The sequence below is a fragment of the Mangrovibacterium sp. genome, assembly GCF_041596335.1.
Taxonomy (GTDB): domain Bacteria; phylum Bacteroidota; class Bacteroidia; order Bacteroidales; family Prolixibacteraceae; genus Mangrovibacterium.
The window spans coordinates 1-17,814 of the sequence record NZ_JBFHIT010000075.1 but is presented as its reverse complement, the minus strand read 5'-3'; the positions used below and the strand labels follow the sequence as shown (position 1 = coordinate 17,814).

The window sequence follows — 17,814 nt, the reverse complement described above, 5'->3', positions numbered from 1 at the left end:
ATGGTGCGATTGGTAGCTACAGATAAACGCATTTTTGATTGTGCTGTCCCTAATTTCAATTCCAGTATGGTGCGATTGGTAGTCCATATTAATTTGAATCAGATTAAATTCGTCGTATTTCAATTCCAGTATGGTGCGATTGGTAGTATTTACCTTTTTTTCTTTTCCCGCTTTTTCGTCAAATTTCAATTCCAGTATGGTGCGATTGGTAGCTCAATAATTATAAAATCACGGTTCGTATTTATACATTTCAATTCCAGTATGGTGCGATTGGTAGTCGAGCTTCTCAAGATATTCAATCCGCTTTTTTAATTTCAATTCCAGTATGGTGCGATTGGTAGAGTGCTGAAATTAATTAAAATGGACGTTTCTTCCATTTCAATTCCAGTATGGTGCGATTGGTAGCTGCCTGCCATCCATCGCGGATGTTTTTGTAGATTCATTTCAATTCCAGTATGGTGCGATTGGTAGTTTGAATAGGTTGTTGTTACTTTATATCTTCCTTTATTTCAATTCCAGTATGGTGCGATTGGTAGTTGCCGCTTCTTTCGTGTATAGCTGTCTATCTTTGTAATTTCAATTCCAGTATGGTGCGATTGGTAGTACGGTGATGTTTCAAGAATCCACGTAGCCGACTTATTTCAATTCCAGTATGGTGCGATTGGTAGACCATCTGAGTATCACTTCCACCGACATTGACTTATTTCAATTCCAGTATGGTGCGATTGGTAGACAGCCCATTTAAGCAGTATGTGAACTTCTATAAAATTTCAATTCCAGTATGGTGCGATTGGTAGATCTGCAACATAACAATCAAACCTAGACCATGTAAGATTTCAATTCCAGTATGGTGCGATTGGTAGTTAAAGACCGGAAGGCTGAAATTGAATTCTTGCGGAATTTCAATTCCAGTATGGTGCGATTGGTAGTTTTTATAGAGGTTTCAGAGGATGATGTGGAGAAATTTCAATTCCAGTATGGTGCGATTGGTAGAGGATGCTGTCTATTATGGATGGGGTCGTTATGTATATTTCAATTCCAGTATGGTGCGATTGGTAGACCATTCGCTAAGAAAGAATACAAGCTACCTGAAATTTCAATTCCAGTATGGTGCGATTGGTAGCCGTGATCGTTAAGTAACTGTGCCGCTTTTGTGCAATTTCAATTCCAGTATGGTGCGATTGGTAGAGATGACAGTGTAACAGCTGTTATAACCAATTGCATTTCAATTCCAGTATGGTGCGATTGGTAGGAGTCATCGACTTCAAACTGTTCGACTGCTGCTGCATTTCAATTCCAGTATGGTGCGATTGGTAGAAATCATGAGGTAAAAAATAGCACGCTTAATCATATTTCAATTCCAGTATGGTGCGATTGGTAGAATGGATGAATTTATAGACAAGGTAATTCATTATGCATTTCAATTCCAGTATGGTGCGATTGGTAGCTCGATCTTCGCTGTGTTGGTTGCTCGTGTCCATTCAATTTCAATTCCAGTATGGTGCGATTGGTAGCTTATGATCACTCACTTAGAGACATTCAAACACGATAATTTCAATTCCAGTATGGTGCGATTGGTAGCGAAGAGGTTGATGAGACCGAAGAGGTAGAAGACAATTTCAATTCCAGTATGGTGCGATTGGTAGATGGTAGAGAATGTCCGGCGACTGATTCAACCCAATTTCAATTCCAGTATGGTGCGATTGGTAGCCGTTCGACGACTCAAAAAAAATAGTTCATTATCAACAAACTAAGTTTTTCAAAAATAGCATTTTTAAGTCATTTGATTGTCGATCGCCTAAAACGTATTTTACCCCGTGGATCGACAAGTCTATCTAAATCGCTTATTTTCAACATGTCAAAGAACTCGAGAAATTTTCATTTTCTCACATTTTTGTTTTCGTTCAATCGTGGAAGCCTCCATCGACAACCACATTTACAAAAATGTATCAAGATTTTGCCGTTCCTGACCAACAATTTCCTTGTCGAGCCACTTCTCTTGCCGGGTCTTAAAAATAATGAGACTATCGGTTTCTTCATCCATAATCAGCATCGCTTCATACTTAAGTTCCTGTAGCTTGGCTTCAGAAATCTCACCCTCAAGAACCGAGTTTTGAATCCAGTTGAGGTACCGGCGGCACAACTTCAACATTTTGCCAACGCGCTTCTGTCCCACATCGTAAACTGCAATTACATACATTACCACCACATTTTAAACGGTTTATACTCTTCAATTCCTAACAAATGCTTTTGCACCTTATAACATTCAAGTTTTATCAGGTGTTTGTAACTAACCGAACGGTCGAGCGTTCGGTGTTTTATGGTTTCGACCAGCCGTTCCTCAAAAGCCTGAACAAATATCTTCTTTCCATTCGGTTTCAAGGTCACACGGTTAACCTGCTCTTCGAAATGATTAGTTTGTATCATCTTTTTATTCATCACCTTAAAAATTACCCGATCCACCAACAAAGGTTTAAACACCTCTGCCAAATCGAGCGAAAGCGAAAAACGGCGTTCTCCGGGCTCATGCAAAAAACTCACAGTGGGATTAAGCTGAGTTTGATGAATAGCCCGCAAACATTGACTGTAGCACATCATATTGCCAAACGAAATTAAGGCGTTCACCTCGTTTTTCGGTGGTCGGTACGAACGTCCGTTCATGCTGAAATCATTGATGATTAGTTCAAATGCCTCGTAGTAGTTTTTGCGGATATTTCCCTCTATCCCCATAAGCTCATCGATCGCTGTGGTTTGAAGGATTTTAGCGCTTAACGTTTCAATGATGTCGATAATCGGGTCGAGATCTTTCCCTCGGCTGTTGTAATATCGAAGGTTTTTTACCATGTTGAAGCTAGCGCCATCGAGAATGCGCTGAGCCAGATCGATCCTGCTTTTCTTATTTTGCTGACACTTCACCTGAGCAATCAGCATCTTACCCGACAGCAAAGCCTCACGTGGCATAAACGAGCCGGTATAATTTTCGTAGTAGTCGAAAAAATGAACCGGAATTTGCTCCTGCCCCAGAAAGCTATAAAGAGCCGAATTGGCATCGAGGTTTCCGAAACAATACAACTCACCCACATTTTCAACCGGCAAAAAACGAGGCTTTTGTTCGTTTCCGTCTTCATCGTAAGGTGTAAATTTCAGGGTATTATCACGGCGTTGCAGGCGCCCCGGATTAAAAAGATAATAGGTTTTTTTGGACATGTATTAATTATTTTTGACATGATTTACAGGATTAACAGGTTAAAAAAGATTGGACTTAAGGTTCTTAAGTCAGGTTGCAATTTCGATCCATCCCGCGAATCCTTTCCATATTTCGTATTGTTTTCATGTCAATCCGGTGAATCATGTCCATTTTTCTGTTTGTATTCATGTTCATCCTGTGAATATTATTTTGACATGATTTACAGGATTAACATGTTGAAAAAGCCTAGACTTAAGGTTCTGAAGTCAGTTTGCACTTTCGATCCATACTGCGAATCCTTTCCAAAATTCGTATTGTTTTCATGTCAATCCGGTGAATCATCTCCATTTTTCTGTTTGTATTCATGTTCATCCTGTGAATATTATTTTGACATGATTTACAGGATTAACAAGTTGAAAAAGCCTAGACTTAAGGTTCTGAAGTCAGTTTGCACTTTCGATCCATCCCGCGAACCCTGTCCTTCTTTCTCTATGTTTTCATGTCAATCCGGTGAATCATGTCCATTTTTCTGTTTGTCTACACGTTCATTCTGTGAACATTATTTTGATATGATTTACAGGATTAACATGTTGAAAAAGCCTGGACTTAAGGTTCTGAAGTCAAGTTGTACTTTCGATACTTTCTTTTTACGACTACTGAACTCCCAAAATTGATTAGCAACCCAATTTCCAGACCGATACCATTAAGGTAATTGACCACCTGAACCTCGTGCTGCCTGTTCAGGTTTTCAACCGCTTTGAGCTCAACGATGACTAGGTCATTCACCAATAAGTCGGCAAAATAATCGCCAACCTTAATACCTTCATAAAAAACTGGAATTGGGCATTGTTGCTCCACCTTCAGTCCGTTGTTTCGCAGTTCAATCACCATCGAGTTTTCATAGACCTTCTCAAAAAATCCGGCCCCAAGTTTATTGTGCACCGTATAAGCACATGCGATAATCTTTTTTGTCAAAACATCTTCTTGCATCATTTAATGTTGTTAATTACATCCTTACCTGCACATTTAATTCATGTCCTTCTTTCTTTAAGTTTACATGTCAATCCTGTGAATATTATTTTGACATGATTTACAGGATTAACATGTTGAAAAAGCCTAGACTTAAGGTTCTGAAGTCAGATTGTACTTTCGATCCATCCCGCGAACCCTGTCCTTCTTTCTCTATGTTTACCTGTCAATCCGGTGAATCATGTCCATTTTCCTGTTTGTCTACACGTTCATTCTGTGAACATTATTTTGACATGATTTACAGGATTAACATGTTGAAAAAGCCTGGACTTAAGGTTCTGAAGTCAGGTTGCAATTTCGATCCATCCTGCGAACCCTTTCCATATTTCGTATTGTTTTCATGTCAATCCGGTGAATCCTGTCCATCATCCTTCCTCCCCACTCCAACAAAAATCAAAATAGCTGCAATGTTTGCATCGTTTAATTGGTATTCGTTCCGGGCATTGTTCCCTTGCGATCAATTGAGCTATCTTTTCCAGCATTTCAGTGATCGCTTCCCGGTCGGGGATCGTTAGAAAAACCTCGTCGGTTTTATGCAAGCGCGGGTATTCAAGCAATCCGGTTGCTCCCTCAACACCATTCTGCTCCAGTACATACAAGTAATATTTCACCTGCCACTCATGCGCTTCCTCATGTTTATCCGATTTTTTAATCTCATGCACCACCTTATTTTTGGGGTCGAAGTAGTCGATTTTTATGCCGTCCAACGCCAGCTCGCGGTACTTTTCGCTGCGGCGGGGATACGAGGTTTCGTGCAACAACTTGCCTTCGTACACCAGATCAGAAGTCGATTCCATGTTAATGCCGTTGGCAAACAACCAAAGCTTACGATGGCAAATGAGGTAGTAGTTGAAATGGGTTCCGGTGATGTTCATGGGACTAGTGGATTGAATTAGATTGATGAGATTGGGACTAATTTTTTTCGAACATGCCGCACTTAAAGTGGACGTCATTTCGCTGGTCGTGTCGGTTCATCAGGCACAAAAGGTTTTCCTCAGGATCGTCGATCTGGTACATTTTACAAATGACACACAGGCCGGGCACGGGGACAGATTCCGGATCAATAGGATAGCCCTCATCATCGAATAGGCCACCCCTGAAATCCTGGTCAATCAGCACACGCGCGCGCTCTTTCGATATTCCATCCAACTCGTTTTCATCTTCCAGCAACTCTTGTCGGTTCCTGACCCATTCATCAATGTCCTCAGGCGTGGGCAGAAGATCCTCTACATTAAAATCCATATCACCGGCCACTGCTCCCTTGGCCTGCTCAGACTCCAGCTCTATTTCAAATTCCTTACATACAGTACAGTATCCCGGAAACGGACAATCTTCTTCCTCGTATTGACAAAATTCAATCTGGTTTTCGCCAAAAGACAACGGGACATGAGATTCTGACCACAAATCACGGATAAACGAATAACGCATATCCAACGGGAAGCCCTCCGGAAAGTCGAGGTAAAAATGAAACAACTCCAGTAACTTCTCCAGTTCCTGGGCCAAAACAGCTTGATGTTCGGGACGAAGCAATTCGGGTGAAGGAAGCTTTTCCCGTTCAATTCCGGTGATTTCGGAAATTGGCTTTTTCTCACCGTACAAAAATTGCTCGGCATAAGCCATATCCTCCACCTCATCTTCATCATCCGTATCGACATTCGATTCAAGCCACAATTCGTGCGGTGGCTGTATCCTCCAGCTGGCCTGCCGAATATCGTCGATTAATTGTTCAAGGTAACGATTCATGGTAAGGTCAATTAATATTGAAATAAACCGGATCGGGAATACCGGGGCAAGTTTTTTCAACGTAATACTCCGAATAAAACTGGCAAAGCGTATCGTGAAATCCCCATCCGGTATGAGCCGAATTGGATAAAATAGCCGATGCACGCCCCTGCAATTGATCCAACAACCGCTCTTTATACATATATTCCAGCGCCATGACAAACATCTTTTCCATACTGTTATAAAACGGCTCGTCAATATCGCTGTAGTCGCGGGTAAACGACACGCCCGTTTCCACATAGTACAACATCAAATCGGCCTGCGCTTCGGCCGGAGGCCCTAACTTTTTAGCATCGGTAACGGCTTTTCGAGCAACAGAAAGACGCGTTTTGGGCAGGCCTCTGGCTGGATAAAATTCGTTTTCGATGATTTTTTTTGCCTTCGCTACCGTTCCCGAAACATCGTTATTGACAAACACCTGGTGATACTCTTGCACTGCTTTGTATTTTTTATCCAGCTCAAAGATGTGTTTCACCAGCTGCTCTTTCGACAGTGCGTTGAGTTGCTTTTTAAGTCCTGTTGTGGCCATCGTAGATGTATTTGATCAAGTATTGATGGGTATACCTTTAGTCTGAAAAATTGTCCAGATTGTAAAAAGTATCCAGCTCTCTCTGCGCCTGCTGAAGATCAAAGTCTTTCGGATCCCAGCTTTCATCCTCCTCCAGCATCAGCCAGTCCCGCATATCATCGTACTCCGGATGTTTTGGGTCTTGTACAATCTTTTTCAGGTTTTCGAAACCGACAACCCCACCGCAATCTTCCGGCGGACAATTTCCCTTGCCATCGAGGCAAGTTGGCCGACTAATCGGTTCGGGCAGAATTTTTTCCAGCTGGATGCGATGTTTCCAGCAATCGCCAAAATCGTAGATATACGTATACCTCTGCCCTTCCTCTTTAAAAATATCCGACAGGTTAATCTCAGCAGCGTCCAAATCCTGCCCATCTTCATCAAATTCATCAGGTACTTTGATCACCGGATACGAGCCAAATCCATTGGGCGAGAATTGAAACAAATGTTCCTCCTCCCATCCAAAAACGTCTTGCAGAATGGTATGAAAATAGTCGAATGTGTAATGCGAAGGAACCACTACCCTACGCCAAACGGGCGGTTTACTAATGCCATCAAGCTGAACCTTGAACTGATACCCGGGACTTTGTATGCTCAGCATTTCACGGAGTTCTTTCAAATTATCTTCATCAAAAAAACCATCCTCCTCATCCCAATCGTCATCCATCATCGCTTCGGGATTGTCAATGAATCTATAGTTCCCGAAACCCGCCGATTTGTCCAATTGCGACAGCACCTTGGCAACATCGGCATCCGAGTCGAACGGACCACGAACATACATGGGCTGCCCTTGATACCCGCATTCAATCTCGATCAGTTCAACCTCATCGTTGTCTTCAGCCAGAAAATACTGCATGGTTGAAGTAAAATCTTTATGCGGTTTAAAACCGAAATCTTCGGCAAATTCAACCGAGGCTAATATCAGGTTATGAGCCAGGGTGTAATCAGCTCGCACCATTTCATTTTCTACCCCTAGTTCCTGTAACAATTCCGCGTACTCAAAGGCCGGGATATTAAACTTAAAATGGGCGTCTTTCACCCCCAGGCACAACAAATCCACCAGAAAGAATCCCATCGTAAGGTTTCCATTGGTATGCTTTCGGGTAATCATGATACTCACCTTCTTATCCTGCTCCCAACCTTTGGTTACCCAACATTCGTGTATGGGTAAAGTCCGCGACCGCTGCCTGATGTAGTTCTCCGGACTAAGCATCTGCACCACTTTTCCTTTTTGCTTTTTTGCCATTTTATGCGTTTTAGTGAATGACTAAAATATCGCTTTTCCTGTTGTTTGTAAACTCTGGAGGCTATAAAATTCCAGAAGCTTGCCACTTATATGTTAATCCGGTTAATAATCCTGACAGGGTTTAGACCCCTGTCAGGATTGAAAGGCTAAAAGATAACAGTTTAAACTTTAACCAGCTGGTTTTCGTAATCGAATGCCATCATCAGATCAATGAGCTTTTGTTCGGCTTTGTCAAGGGCATCGGCACTTTCGTTTACAGTAACCACATAATTTGAACATGGCAGAGTAACAAAAACATCTGCTCCGGCAGTTTCGTCAATGATCGGTTTGGCCTTTGGCTTTTCACCATCTTCGATTAGTTTGGCGCGAATTGCACCTGCCAGTCTATTGGCATTGTCGCTAATTGCAACAGCCAAAGTTTCCATCAGACTAAAGGTGCGAGCTTGGTTCGACGTGATGCGCCAATTCAATAAGGCACTAGCCAAGGCAGGGATTACTTTCTCTCGTTCTTCCCTTGGAAGCACCAAACATTTACCAAATACATTTTCGCTTTCAACCCAGCCTTTTGCTTTTAAGTCTTCAATTTTGTCTTTAGATAATTCAGGTTCATGTTGATTGGTTGAAACAGAAAAAAGCGTACGCAAGTCGATAGCAATATCATAAACAAAAAGACCACCAGTACGAACGTTATCTGGAATCCAATTTCGACGCGGTAGTGATCGGTTGTTGGTTGTCAGGAATTCATCAATTTCTTCATCAGTCATTAATTTATCACCCAATCTCACATTCACAGGATGCCTGTCGGGTTTATCGCTTCGGTCGAAGGTGAGGTTTTCTTTGTCGGTACCAGCGAGCAATGGATGAATAGGGCGCATGGCTGAAATTGATAATGGACTCCGCCGTTTAACCGTGATGCCATCGCCGGCGCGCATCCAACCCCCAAGCAACTGATCGACATACGAAGGATCGCATGGAGACCATGGTTCTTTGTTTTCCAATTGTTTATCCTTGGTTACATTGTAATTGAACGTGATGGGGGCCATTTGAACGTTCAAATTTGAAGTGAGTGAATCAAGGATTGAACGTTTTACTTGTTGACCACTTGAGTAAGCCACAACTCGGTTAAACTGGGGATCGAAATAGGTTTTCTGACCATCCTGTACACAAAAAACTGTGTGTTCAGCGTGTTTTAACGCTCTTAAATAAATGTAAGCACTCATAATTATTCGTTTTTAAGATTTTTTATTTACTACTGCGTATTGAAAACGGATTAAGGTTAGGAAGTAGGGCACATTATCGATAGGCATCGTATGGATGATTTCTGCAATTTCAGCCAACTGATCGGTTTCGGGACTTCCTTTTACAATTTCAATTAATGACTCGATAAACTGCTTTTTATTCACCGAAGCTAATAGGTTTGTTACTTCTTGACTTTTTACCTTTTTTGCATTTTTATCGCTCAAAGAATAGGTGTTGAGGGTAGCCGCAATCTGATGCGCCTTTTCCCATAATTGTTCATTGTTCAACATAGCTAATAACCATATTTGATACGTATTAAAATTGGTTGTTTTTTCTTCATTGGTAGAATTGTATTTCGGAACGTCTCCTTTGTCCATGCAGTCACGAAAGCCTTTGGGTTCAAGTGCATTTACACCTATAGCTCCCATTTGACAAGCTCTGGTAAAGCCTATTGCAGTTCCAAACAATTGTTCAACTTGTTCTCGTTTGGTTGTTCCGAAATACTTGTTATAGAGTTCGAACGGTTGCCGGATTCGAGGCAATTCAAATGGAACAAAGCCAACGGTAATGTTCATTTGCCCCAGGTTATAAACATACGCTGTTAAAGACGATTCGGGAAAATTGCGAGCAATGCCAATGAGGACTTTTGTCCACGATTGGGTATTTACCTCCATGCCTCCATCCTTCATAGCCCCAAAGGGATTGAATGATGCTGTTGGGTTCACCGAATCATAGCTAAGTTTGTCGTAACGGTGGGCAATCCATTGGCCATTCCAAGTGTTGATTTGGTTTCCTCTCAAGCCTGATGTGCTGTTTAAATAATCGCGATAAACCTGCCAGCCCTCGAACAGATCAAGCAAAATTTGTTTGGTGCTGAACAGGAGTGATAAACCGCTTTGAACGCCAATACCTAGACCACTACCAATCCACGATAAATAAATATCATCGGTTTTAATTGGTAGGTCAAGGTTGGTTACCTGTCCTGACGTAGTGGCTGTTAAATCCAATGTTGGAAAACCAATGGCAATACTGGCATCAGCCGGCCCCGCATCAATCTTCTCAACTGTTTTAGTAAACCGATCATTTCTTTTCTCAACCGTTTCATAAGGTATCTGTCCTTTTCTCATCTTATCCCAACTTATTTTGGGATTTTCTAAGGGAGAATTTCCTGCAGACATCATGTATTTGTTGTGGTTAAAGAAAATTTCGTAATACTTTTCAACGAAGAACTCTTTAGCTGTGTAGTTGCTTTTGTATTTTTCGTTGTAAGCATCCAGAAAGATTTTTCCAATATTTGCTGCTATCATATCTGTTGTTTTTTATAAAAATCGTAATGAAACATTGTAAAACTCGGGTTTTGCGAAGTCAACCAGAAAGCCCAAATCCTTATCGTATGCCTTCGACGGAATGACAAAGGGTTTTGAACCGTTGGCCGATTTATCCAAGCCCCTATAACCCACAGAACGGTACGAAACCGGAATTTCCAACTTTGCCTGCTCTTCATAAGTAGCCAATTCGTAAACATCCCTATCAGCTTCGTCAATACAGGCAACCGAATCAATATCGAGTGTTTCCAGAAGTGCCGACTTGGAGTTGTGCCAAAGTTCTTTGATCATCCATTGTCCATCTTTGAAAACTGCATTCAGATCGATGTTAACAAATTCGATTCCCGGATAAACGGTATCGATCAATGCTTGCGCCTCTCTCTCTTTCATTAAATTGCCATTGGGCAAAGCTTCGTAAGTTCGTTGCAATACTTCCAATCCATAAGGCAAGGCCTCGGTTTTTTCGTTGGGCGGTGCAAGTACATAAATGGGTTTGTATTGCCCGATTGTCTCTTTTGAACGCTTGCGATTGATACGTCCAAAGCGCTGAATCAACGCATCGATTGGGGCGCATTCGGTAATCATCAGGTCGAAACTAATGTCGAGGCTCACTTCAACCACTTGTGTTGAAACCACCAAACAAGCCTTGGTGCTGTTGTTGTATATGTTCCGCAAATCGGATTCTAATTGGCTTCGCACTCCTCGTTTGAACCGACTATGCACCAACATTTTTTCAATATGTGAGTACCTTTCAGATAGATCATTGAAAAGAGTCTGAGCCCGTTTCACCTGATTGCAAACCAGAAGGATTTTTTGATTCTGGTGAATGGCTTCTTCAATAATGTTGCTTAACGATTCAATAGAATCGGCTTTGTGAATAATATGCCTGTTGAACGTATCCAAAACCTCATCGGGTAGTTTCACCTCGTAAATATTGTTGCTACCTCCCAGTATATCAACCAATCGGTTATATAATACCGATGGCATGGTAGCTGTTCCGATATGCACGCGACAACCAATATTGCAGAGTATTTCAACGATCTTTAACACGATGGCCTGGGTTGTTTCGGAATAGGTGTGAATTTCATCGAGAATAATATCGCAGCCTTTAATGTCTGCAATCATGGCTTCAAAGCCTTTTGTGCCAAATACCAACGAAGCCATTTGGTGTGGGGTTAGCACTTTCACCGAAGCACCGATGTGGCGTTGAAGCATCTTTTCTTTCAAATTTCCATTCTCCAACTTAATACTTGAAGCGGCATGAAGTAAGCGAACGTCGGCATCTGTGTTTTTCAAATCGTCTTTTATTCGTTCGTACATGGCGTTAATCGATGCTTGAAATGGCAGAGTATAAAACACACGCCCGTTACAACGGCGAATCAGAAAGTCGGTTTTCCCGGCTCCGGTTGGTGCTGTAACCAATGTGTGTTTGCGTTTATCAGATGTTGAAATCAACGATAATGGATACAGTTCACTTTTTCGGGAGTGGTAATAGCTCAAATCAGGTAAAACAAAAAGCTTTCGTTCCAATGGCTTAATGTAGCCGCTCATGGCCGATGCCAAGTGGTCGGCGGCAATCAAAACGCCTTTCCATTGCGAATAACCATACTTTTTGGATTGACAATAATTAACCACTTCGTAAAAACTCTCCTTGGCTTGTTGAGCCGAGATTGTTTTGGTTTCAAAATTGAAATGTTCCAGTATAGAAAGTGCATCCTTGCTCCATTCATCAAAGCCTTTAATGTGCTTTTCAAAAACTTCCGGTTCGTTTTCATCCAAATCGAGCAAGCCTTTACCTCCAGCATCCTTATAAATTGATTTGTGATGGGCTGCAATCATATCAATAACAGGATACTTTTCTTTTTCATTCAGGATTGAAATGAAAAACAGTGAAGCCAATTCATGCCGAAACAAAAATCCGGGAGGCCGTTGAAAATTCTTCTTCAAAGTATTCTGAAAAAGTGAACTTGCTTTGCCAATGTCATGCAGAATTGCCCCCTTTTGGGCAATCGAGGTGTCTAACCCAAGATGATTTGCAACCTTTTCAGCGAGCAACGCAACTTCTGATAAATGTTGAACCAATGTAACATACCCGTTCTCTTCCCCTTTGGCTAATATGTGATTGAGGTTTTTCATTACATTCCACTAACTGGGTTACCTGCAATTTCCAACCATCCGTACATGGGTTTCGTCTCATCAAACCGATTAAAGCCTACCAAAAATGACTTCTCACTTTCGCCAAACCGCAATTCAAATCCAGTTAGTTGGTCAAAACCCTGTTCATCCAATGGGATTATGTCAGCATCTGGGAAAAGCACATCTTCATTTCGACATAAGCAAATGTGTTGTTTTGCACTTTTTCGCGCCTCTTCCTCTGTAACGAAGGCTAAATAAAGAATAGGGTTAATCATTATTCCACGTTCAATTATGGATTGTTTACGCAACATCATTTTCTGTTGGGTTTTCTTTGCCCAACCTCGTGTTTGCGTTTGTTCTTGTTGAACACTAATTGACGAATAAGTCAACTTGTGCCGAACGATGGAGCGAACTTCCAACTTTTGTCTTATTCCTTCTATAATTGAAGGCGTTAAAAATTGCTGGCTAAACGTTTTACCATCTCTAACCGCTGTCCAAGGTTTAATAAACCCGAATGGGCCTGAATATTTTACTACAAATATTTTTTCCATATCCATCTATTTAATTGCACCAAATCCAATTCCAGTTGAATTTCCCAAGCCAACGTTCCATGCAAACAGTTTTGTTTCGGGCTTGCCCTCAATAACCACGGGACACCAACTGGCGCGATTCCGAATCCCGTTGTAATTAATCATTTTTGTTCCTGCTTTGGGGTAACCTGTTTCAAACCGGACATCCAACGTTTCGTCCAATATTCCAGCTTCCTTCATTTTGGTTTGAAGCGTTTCTTTGAGATACGTTCCAGCGTGAGGATCATCAAACAGAATATGGCTAATCCGATCTTCAACTCTGCGCTTAATAAAAATCGGACTTGCAACAAAGAACAATTGCCGATCTGCAAAATCGGGGTCTTCCTGAATAATGACCTCTAAGACAGTTAGTCCGCGAAACATGGTCGGATCAGTTTGTATTCCACCAATTAACTTCTTTATTAATTTGGCATCGTACGAGCTGAAGAAAAAGGAAGTTCCTCGTTCAAAACGCAATCCGTTGGGTGTTGCCTTTCCTCCTTCAAGTTGAGAGAAAGAATACAAGGAAACTTCTCCATGTTCTTCATTCCACCCCAACCATTTATGGATTGTACCAGTAAGTAAAGGTTGGTGGTCGAATGGAATGACATCAGTTGTAGTTTTAATCTTTAAATGTATTCGCATAGTAATAGTTCTTGATGGTATTCTTTTTATAAAATTTATCTGCATCTGCAAACGGATCGCCAGTTGGCCTGGTCAGCCATTCGTAGTCAATCGTTTTGTAGTTTTGTTTCATGTTGTTTTAACTTTTTCATTTTACCCCTGTCAGGTTTTAGAAACCTGACAGGGGTGGAATTATCTGTTCGATGGAGTAATCTACCCTTGGAATTACCAGGATTCAAATTACTTCAAGTTTGGAAAAAACCCGACAGGGTTTGAAACCCCATCAGATACTTATAGCATATTTTATTTATAGCCCTAACCAACCATCCAGTTCTTCAAACTCAAGGGCTTCTCTGTGTCGGGTTTTAAATTCAGCACTATCGTTAAACCAGCCAACCACTGCATCGCGCTTAATCTTAGTCGGTTTCAGCGAGATGCAACTGAGGTACGAAGTCCAGGGATATTCGAGTGGGTGGGTACAAAATCCGTGGTGAACCGGGTTGTTGTGTATGTAGAGTACCACATGTTTCATGTACTGCAAGTTGTCGATCGGTTTCCGATTAAATGGCCGTTCGAAAAGGGCGCCTGATTTTTCGTATCGGGTGTTGTAGTATTTTGCGTAGGCGTTCAACAGGTGCGAAATATGTTTTTCGGGCGAGGGCATTTTAACGCTGTCAGGTGCTTCACACGCTGACAGGTTTCGGGTTTGCCACTTCAGTTCTTTAAACCTGACAGGGTCGATAGACCTGTCAGCGTTGCAAAATTTGTAGCAAACACTGTTCTTTATCCTCACCAGCAGATGCAAATGATTAGGCATGAGTGCCCACGCAAACGTATCGGCAACCGGTTCTATATATTTATCGTAGAGATGCAGAAAATACTCGTAATTCTCCGTTTCCTTGAATATATTTCTACCTCCCACTCCGTGTGTGTAGATGTGATAGAATTTGTCGTATTCCAATTTTTCAGGATTCATGGGTAGGCTGTTTCTCTTTTTTATCGCTGACAGAGTTCGAAACTCTATCAGCGATAAAAACTGTTTGTAACTCCACCCAGCCAAAGCCGCTGCTGCTTTTTTCGCTTACCCCGGCGCTCCAAATCATGCGATGAAGTTCGGGCGGTGCGGTCAATTCAAAATCGAACAGGTTGCCCACAATGCGTGTCTGCTCCGGAGTTCCTGGTTTGATGACAAATCCGGCTCGTTTAAAATCGCTTATCCGCTTTAAACCGATTTGTGTACTTTCAATCGCTTCCGTAGCTCTGGTATTTTTATACTTCTCAACCAGATGTTTAATGGCAAGCGTTGCAAACCCATCGTAGCCGGGCGACAGGTATTGCGGATTTCGGTCGGTTTCGGCTTGATAGCTGACCACCCATGGTGTTTGCACACGATATTGCATCGTTTCCCGAAACCCGGGTTCAGGCAAGGCTTCAACACCTGTCACCTTAATGTCGATCCCATTGAATTTGTCGCCCAGAAAAAATTCCTGATTCATAAACAACCCTTTAATAAAGGTTGAAGCGGCTTCGGAAACATCGAAACTAATCTGAAGGCTAATTTCGTGGCTGGTTATTTCAAACAGTTTCTTTTCTTTCCATAACTTGGGTTTGCCAAAATTGAGGCGCGAAAAACAAAACAGCTTGTACAATTTAGTTTCGCTTTGTCCATAGCCCTGTTCATGTAAAAACCGGGCAAATTCGGGATCGGCCTGTTTCAAAACTTTATAAATCCAAGCACTAATAAAATACTGGTAATCCATGGGCAACATCCGCTGCCGGGTGGTGCGGTTAAATGTAATTTTAAATCTCATCGCGATACGGTTATTCTATTAAAGAAGCGGTTTTATACCGCCTTCGTTTCTACTTTTGTTTTGATAAAAACAACGACTCCCAACTGATCTTCGGGCATGGCCGTTTCATTGACAAATTGAACCCGGGTTTCAAAGATGTTGTACCCTGCTGTCAGTATTTTGGCTAGTGAATAATTAGCCGATCGAGGGACAAAACCCAGCTTATAGGGTCCATAATAAATGGCTACTGCCATTGGGTCGTACTTGTTGTCTGGCTCAGCTTTAAGCTCCAGTTCAGTACCAATTTTCAGTCGATTAAATACGAGCACTCCGTCGTAATAGCTAAATCCGGCCACCGAGAAATTTTTGAAATGTATCCGTTCCATCTGTTGAATTTTTAAAATTGAAACTAATCTCGGGTAGAATACTGTCAACTTATGGCAGTGATAATATTTTTCGCTTTGTTTTGAATAAATTTTCTGAGTTCATCAGGTTCGAGTATGCTAATTTCAGAATTCAGCCCCATGACGAAACGCCCTACTCCGTCGAAACCACAAACCGGGGCGTGAAACAGAAAGCTCCCATCGTTTATTTCGCTTATGTGCGCTTCGGCCAACGGATATTCTTCTTTAAGCAGCTCACAGGCACGAATACTCAATGCGAGTTTCACCCAAACTTGTTCTGTTCCGCTTATCCGGAAAACATCCATTGGCAGTGTGACATGCTTGCCTTCACATGTCCAGGGTTCGTTGAGCACGACCACCGAACCGATTCTCGTATTTTTGAATGTTTTACAGATGCCGTCTTCAGTGTCATATGCCCAGGTGGAGACATAATTGGTGGTAAATTCGAAGGGCTCAACAAAACGGTCCTTCTCCTCGTTACTATTGGCCGACAAATAGCCCTTTAGTATTACTTTTCTTTTATCCCGGATAGCGCGCATCAATTGATGAATATTTTCCGAGTGCTCTTGCTTAACGATGGTATTGGCTACGCGGTCAAAATCGTACAGGGCATAAAGCTTATGAACCAGTTTCTGTTTTAACAGGTTTTCGTCGCTGATTGAATGAATAGCTTTTTGAAGAATAAAAGCTTCTTCGTTCGAGAAATGGAGCAGTTCACTGATCTCTCTGAAATAGGGCGAGTCTTTGTCAATTTGATACAAACCGTTCTTCGGTTTGGAAATAATAAAGCCTGCATCTCTAAAGGTTTGAAGATAGCGAAAAGCGGTTCGTTCGGAGATATCGAACCGATTGCAGATTTCATCTACACTTCGCCGGATTCCACTGGACAAATACATCAGAATTTCCAATAGTCGCCCCAGCTTTTGTTGTTCGTTCATGGCTAAAAATGATAATTAGTTGGATCGTTTGCGAGCTATTAAAATTACGAATTGATTTTATTTAACAACACAACTAATCATCCAGAATGAATATAAATTATAAAGGATTAATAATACAAACCGCCCGACGGCATCTGAAGTCATGAAACAAAAATCCATCTATTAACAGATTTTAATCTAATAATATTCATCCTGAAAACCTATCGAAAACCCATTTTTAACGTCCAATACGGATAATTAGCCACCTCACCTAATCAACTAAATAACATAGTATTATCCAACAGTGAACATATATCCAGTGGATGGCATTGCCACAATTCAACTTAATTTTGAATGGATCATGACATAATATTAGAAATAGGATGAGGAGAGAATACCAGCTAAGATCTGGAAATTTCAAAGTTGGGATAAGCTCGAAAAGTGATCGGGATTGGAGCAGAAAACAAGCCGAAAACTTAAAAGCGTTCCTTAATTTACTCACTTGGGTTTAATCATATCTTCAGTCCCGGCAGCGCACTGAACCATCATCATCAAATCATGCCAGCTGGCACTAAAAGTATTGGTTTGCAGATTGAAAATCGGTAGGTCGAAGCGGCCCGATTTAAGTTTCATTTGATAGATGACCTATCTGCCGCATTTCACCTGAAGGATCTTCATACGCGTGCAGTTGATAAAAATAAAACCATTGCCATCCTGCACATTGCGCCCCATTAGGTTAGTCACCATGCCGCTGAGGGTGTAAAAACTGCGGCGCATATCGGAGGGGTGTGCTTACTGATTAAGCAAGCGAATCGTCAGTTCAAAGCATCCGTTCAATTCCCATCTCCAGGCCCGATAATTCGGCTAAGCCTTTCAATCGACCGATCAACGGATAACCCGGATTAGCCGATTTGCCATAGTCGTCGAGCATTTTGATGCCATGATCCGGACGAACCGGAATTCGGACATCCGGACGACCTTCAGCCTTCCTTCTTTTT

The 17,814-nt window shown here is 41.7% G+C and carries 20 protein-coding genes and 1 CRISPR repeat array; all 20 genes read right to left on the bottom strand.

Annotated features, from left to right (window positions below):
* Positions 1–52 precede the first annotated feature (52 nt).
* Positions 53–1,710: a CRISPR direct-repeat array (repeat unit 30 nt; unit sequence ATTTCAATTCCAGTATGGTGCGATTGGTAG).
* A gap of 226 nt (positions 1,711–1,936) precedes the next feature.
* The 20 genes from cas2 to ABZD21_RS18090 all read right to left on the bottom strand — a co-directional run bounded on the left by cas2 (position 1,937) and on the right by ABZD21_RS18090 (position 17,777).
* Positions 1,937–2,200: a CRISPR-associated endonuclease Cas2 gene (cas2, locus tag ABZD21_RS18185; protein WP_372776552.1), complete on the bottom strand. Its 264-nt coding sequence runs from the start codon at positions 2,198–2,200 to the stop codon at positions 1,937–1,939.
* Complete coding sequence (cas1b, locus tag ABZD21_RS18180) at positions 2,200–3,207, bottom strand: type I-B CRISPR-associated endonuclease Cas1b (RefSeq protein ID WP_372776551.1); 1,008 nt, start codon at positions 3,205–3,207, stop codon at positions 2,200–2,202. Before cas1b ends, cas2 begins: the two co-directional genes overlap by 1 nt.
* A 586-nt stretch (positions 3,208–3,793) precedes the next feature.
* Positions 3,794–4,180, bottom strand: coding sequence for a GxxExxY protein (locus ABZD21_RS18175; protein ID WP_372776550.1), 387 nt, complete (start codon positions 4,178–4,180; stop codon positions 3,794–3,796).
* 401 nt (positions 4,181–4,581) lie between these two features.
* Positions 4,582–5,091 (bottom strand): CRISPR-associated protein Cas4, encoded by a 510-nt coding sequence (gene cas4 / locus ABZD21_RS18170; protein WP_372776549.1) that lies wholly within the window; start codon positions 5,089–5,091, stop codon positions 4,582–4,584.
* Positions 5,092–5,128: 37 nt separating this feature from the next.
* Positions 5,129–5,959, bottom strand: coding sequence for a hypothetical protein (locus ABZD21_RS18165; protein WP_372776548.1), 831 nt, complete (start codon positions 5,957–5,959; stop codon positions 5,129–5,131).
* A gap of 7 nt (positions 5,960–5,966) precedes the next feature.
* Complete coding sequence (locus ABZD21_RS18160) at positions 5,967–6,527, bottom strand: DUF6155 family protein (protein ID WP_372776547.1); 561 nt, start codon at positions 6,525–6,527, stop codon at positions 5,967–5,969.
* A gap of 37 nt (positions 6,528–6,564) precedes the next feature.
* Positions 6,565–7,812: a plasmid pRiA4b ORF-3 family protein gene (locus ABZD21_RS18155; protein WP_372776546.1), complete on the bottom strand. Its 1,248-nt coding sequence runs from the start codon at positions 7,810–7,812 to the stop codon at positions 6,565–6,567.
* A gap of 161 nt (positions 7,813–7,973) precedes the next feature.
* Positions 7,974–9,032, bottom strand: coding sequence for a hypothetical protein (locus ABZD21_RS18150; protein ID WP_372776545.1), 1,059 nt, complete (start codon positions 9,030–9,032; stop codon positions 7,974–7,976).
* A gap of 12 nt (positions 9,033–9,044) precedes the next feature.
* Positions 9,045–10,358, bottom strand: coding sequence for a hypothetical protein (locus ABZD21_RS18145; RefSeq protein ID WP_372776544.1), 1,314 nt, complete (start codon positions 10,356–10,358; stop codon positions 9,045–9,047).
* A 12-nt stretch (positions 10,359–10,370) separates the two neighbouring features.
* Positions 10,371–12,512, bottom strand: a complete 2,142-nt coding sequence (cas3, locus tag ABZD21_RS18140; protein ID WP_372776543.1) for a CRISPR-associated helicase Cas3' — start codon at positions 12,510–12,512, stop codon at positions 10,371–10,373.
* Positions 12,512–13,063, bottom strand: a complete 552-nt coding sequence (locus ABZD21_RS18135) for a hypothetical protein (protein ID WP_372776542.1) — start codon at positions 13,061–13,063, stop codon at positions 12,512–12,514. The genes cas3 and ABZD21_RS18135 overlap by 1 nt, the downstream gene beginning before the upstream one ends.
* 6 nt (positions 13,064–13,069) lie before the next feature.
* Positions 13,070–13,726 (bottom strand): CRISPR-associated endoribonuclease Cas6, encoded by a 657-nt coding sequence (gene cas6 / locus ABZD21_RS18130; RefSeq protein ID WP_372776541.1) that lies wholly within the window; start codon positions 13,724–13,726, stop codon positions 13,070–13,072.
* Positions 13,704–13,838 carry a hypothetical protein gene (locus ABZD21_RS18125; protein WP_372776540.1) on the bottom strand — a complete coding sequence of 45 codons (135 nt, stop codon included), beginning with the start codon at positions 13,836–13,838 and terminating at the stop codon, positions 13,704–13,706. The genes cas6 (ABZD21_RS18130) and ABZD21_RS18125 overlap by 23 nt, the downstream gene beginning before the upstream one ends.
* A gap of 174 nt (positions 13,839–14,012) precedes the next feature.
* Positions 14,013–14,681, bottom strand: a complete 669-nt coding sequence (locus ABZD21_RS18120; RefSeq protein ID WP_372776539.1) for a transposase — start codon at positions 14,679–14,681, stop codon at positions 14,013–14,015.
* Positions 14,671–15,516, bottom strand: coding sequence for a CRISPR-associated endoribonuclease Cas6 (cas6, locus tag ABZD21_RS18115; RefSeq protein WP_372776538.1), 846 nt, complete (start codon positions 15,514–15,516; stop codon positions 14,671–14,673). The genes ABZD21_RS18120 and cas6 (ABZD21_RS18115) overlap by 11 nt, the downstream gene beginning before the upstream one ends.
* Positions 15,517–15,548: 32 nt before the next feature.
* The gene (locus tag ABZD21_RS18110) at positions 15,549–15,881 is read right to left on the bottom strand and encodes an HIRAN domain-containing protein (RefSeq protein ID WP_372776537.1); all 333 of its coding nucleotides are present in this window, start codon (positions 15,879–15,881) and stop codon (positions 15,549–15,551) included.
* 44 nt (positions 15,882–15,925) lie between these two features.
* Complete coding sequence (locus ABZD21_RS18105) at positions 15,926–16,837, bottom strand: helix-turn-helix transcriptional regulator (protein ID WP_372776536.1); 912 nt, start codon at positions 16,835–16,837, stop codon at positions 15,926–15,928.
* A gap of 477 nt (positions 16,838–17,314) precedes the next feature.
* Complete coding sequence (locus ABZD21_RS18100) at positions 17,315–17,449, bottom strand: hypothetical protein (RefSeq protein WP_372776535.1); 135 nt, start codon at positions 17,447–17,449, stop codon at positions 17,315–17,317.
* A gap of 12 nt (positions 17,450–17,461) precedes the next feature.
* Positions 17,462–17,593: a hypothetical protein gene (locus ABZD21_RS18095; RefSeq protein ID WP_372776534.1), complete on the bottom strand. Its 132-nt coding sequence runs from the start codon at positions 17,591–17,593 to the stop codon at positions 17,462–17,464.
* Positions 17,594–17,636: 43 nt separating this feature from the next.
* On the bottom strand, positions 17,637–17,777 hold the full coding sequence (locus tag ABZD21_RS18090; protein WP_372775359.1) for a mannonate dehydratase: 141 nt from the start codon (positions 17,775–17,777) through the stop codon (positions 17,637–17,639).
* Positions 17,778–17,814 lie beyond the last annotated feature (37 nt).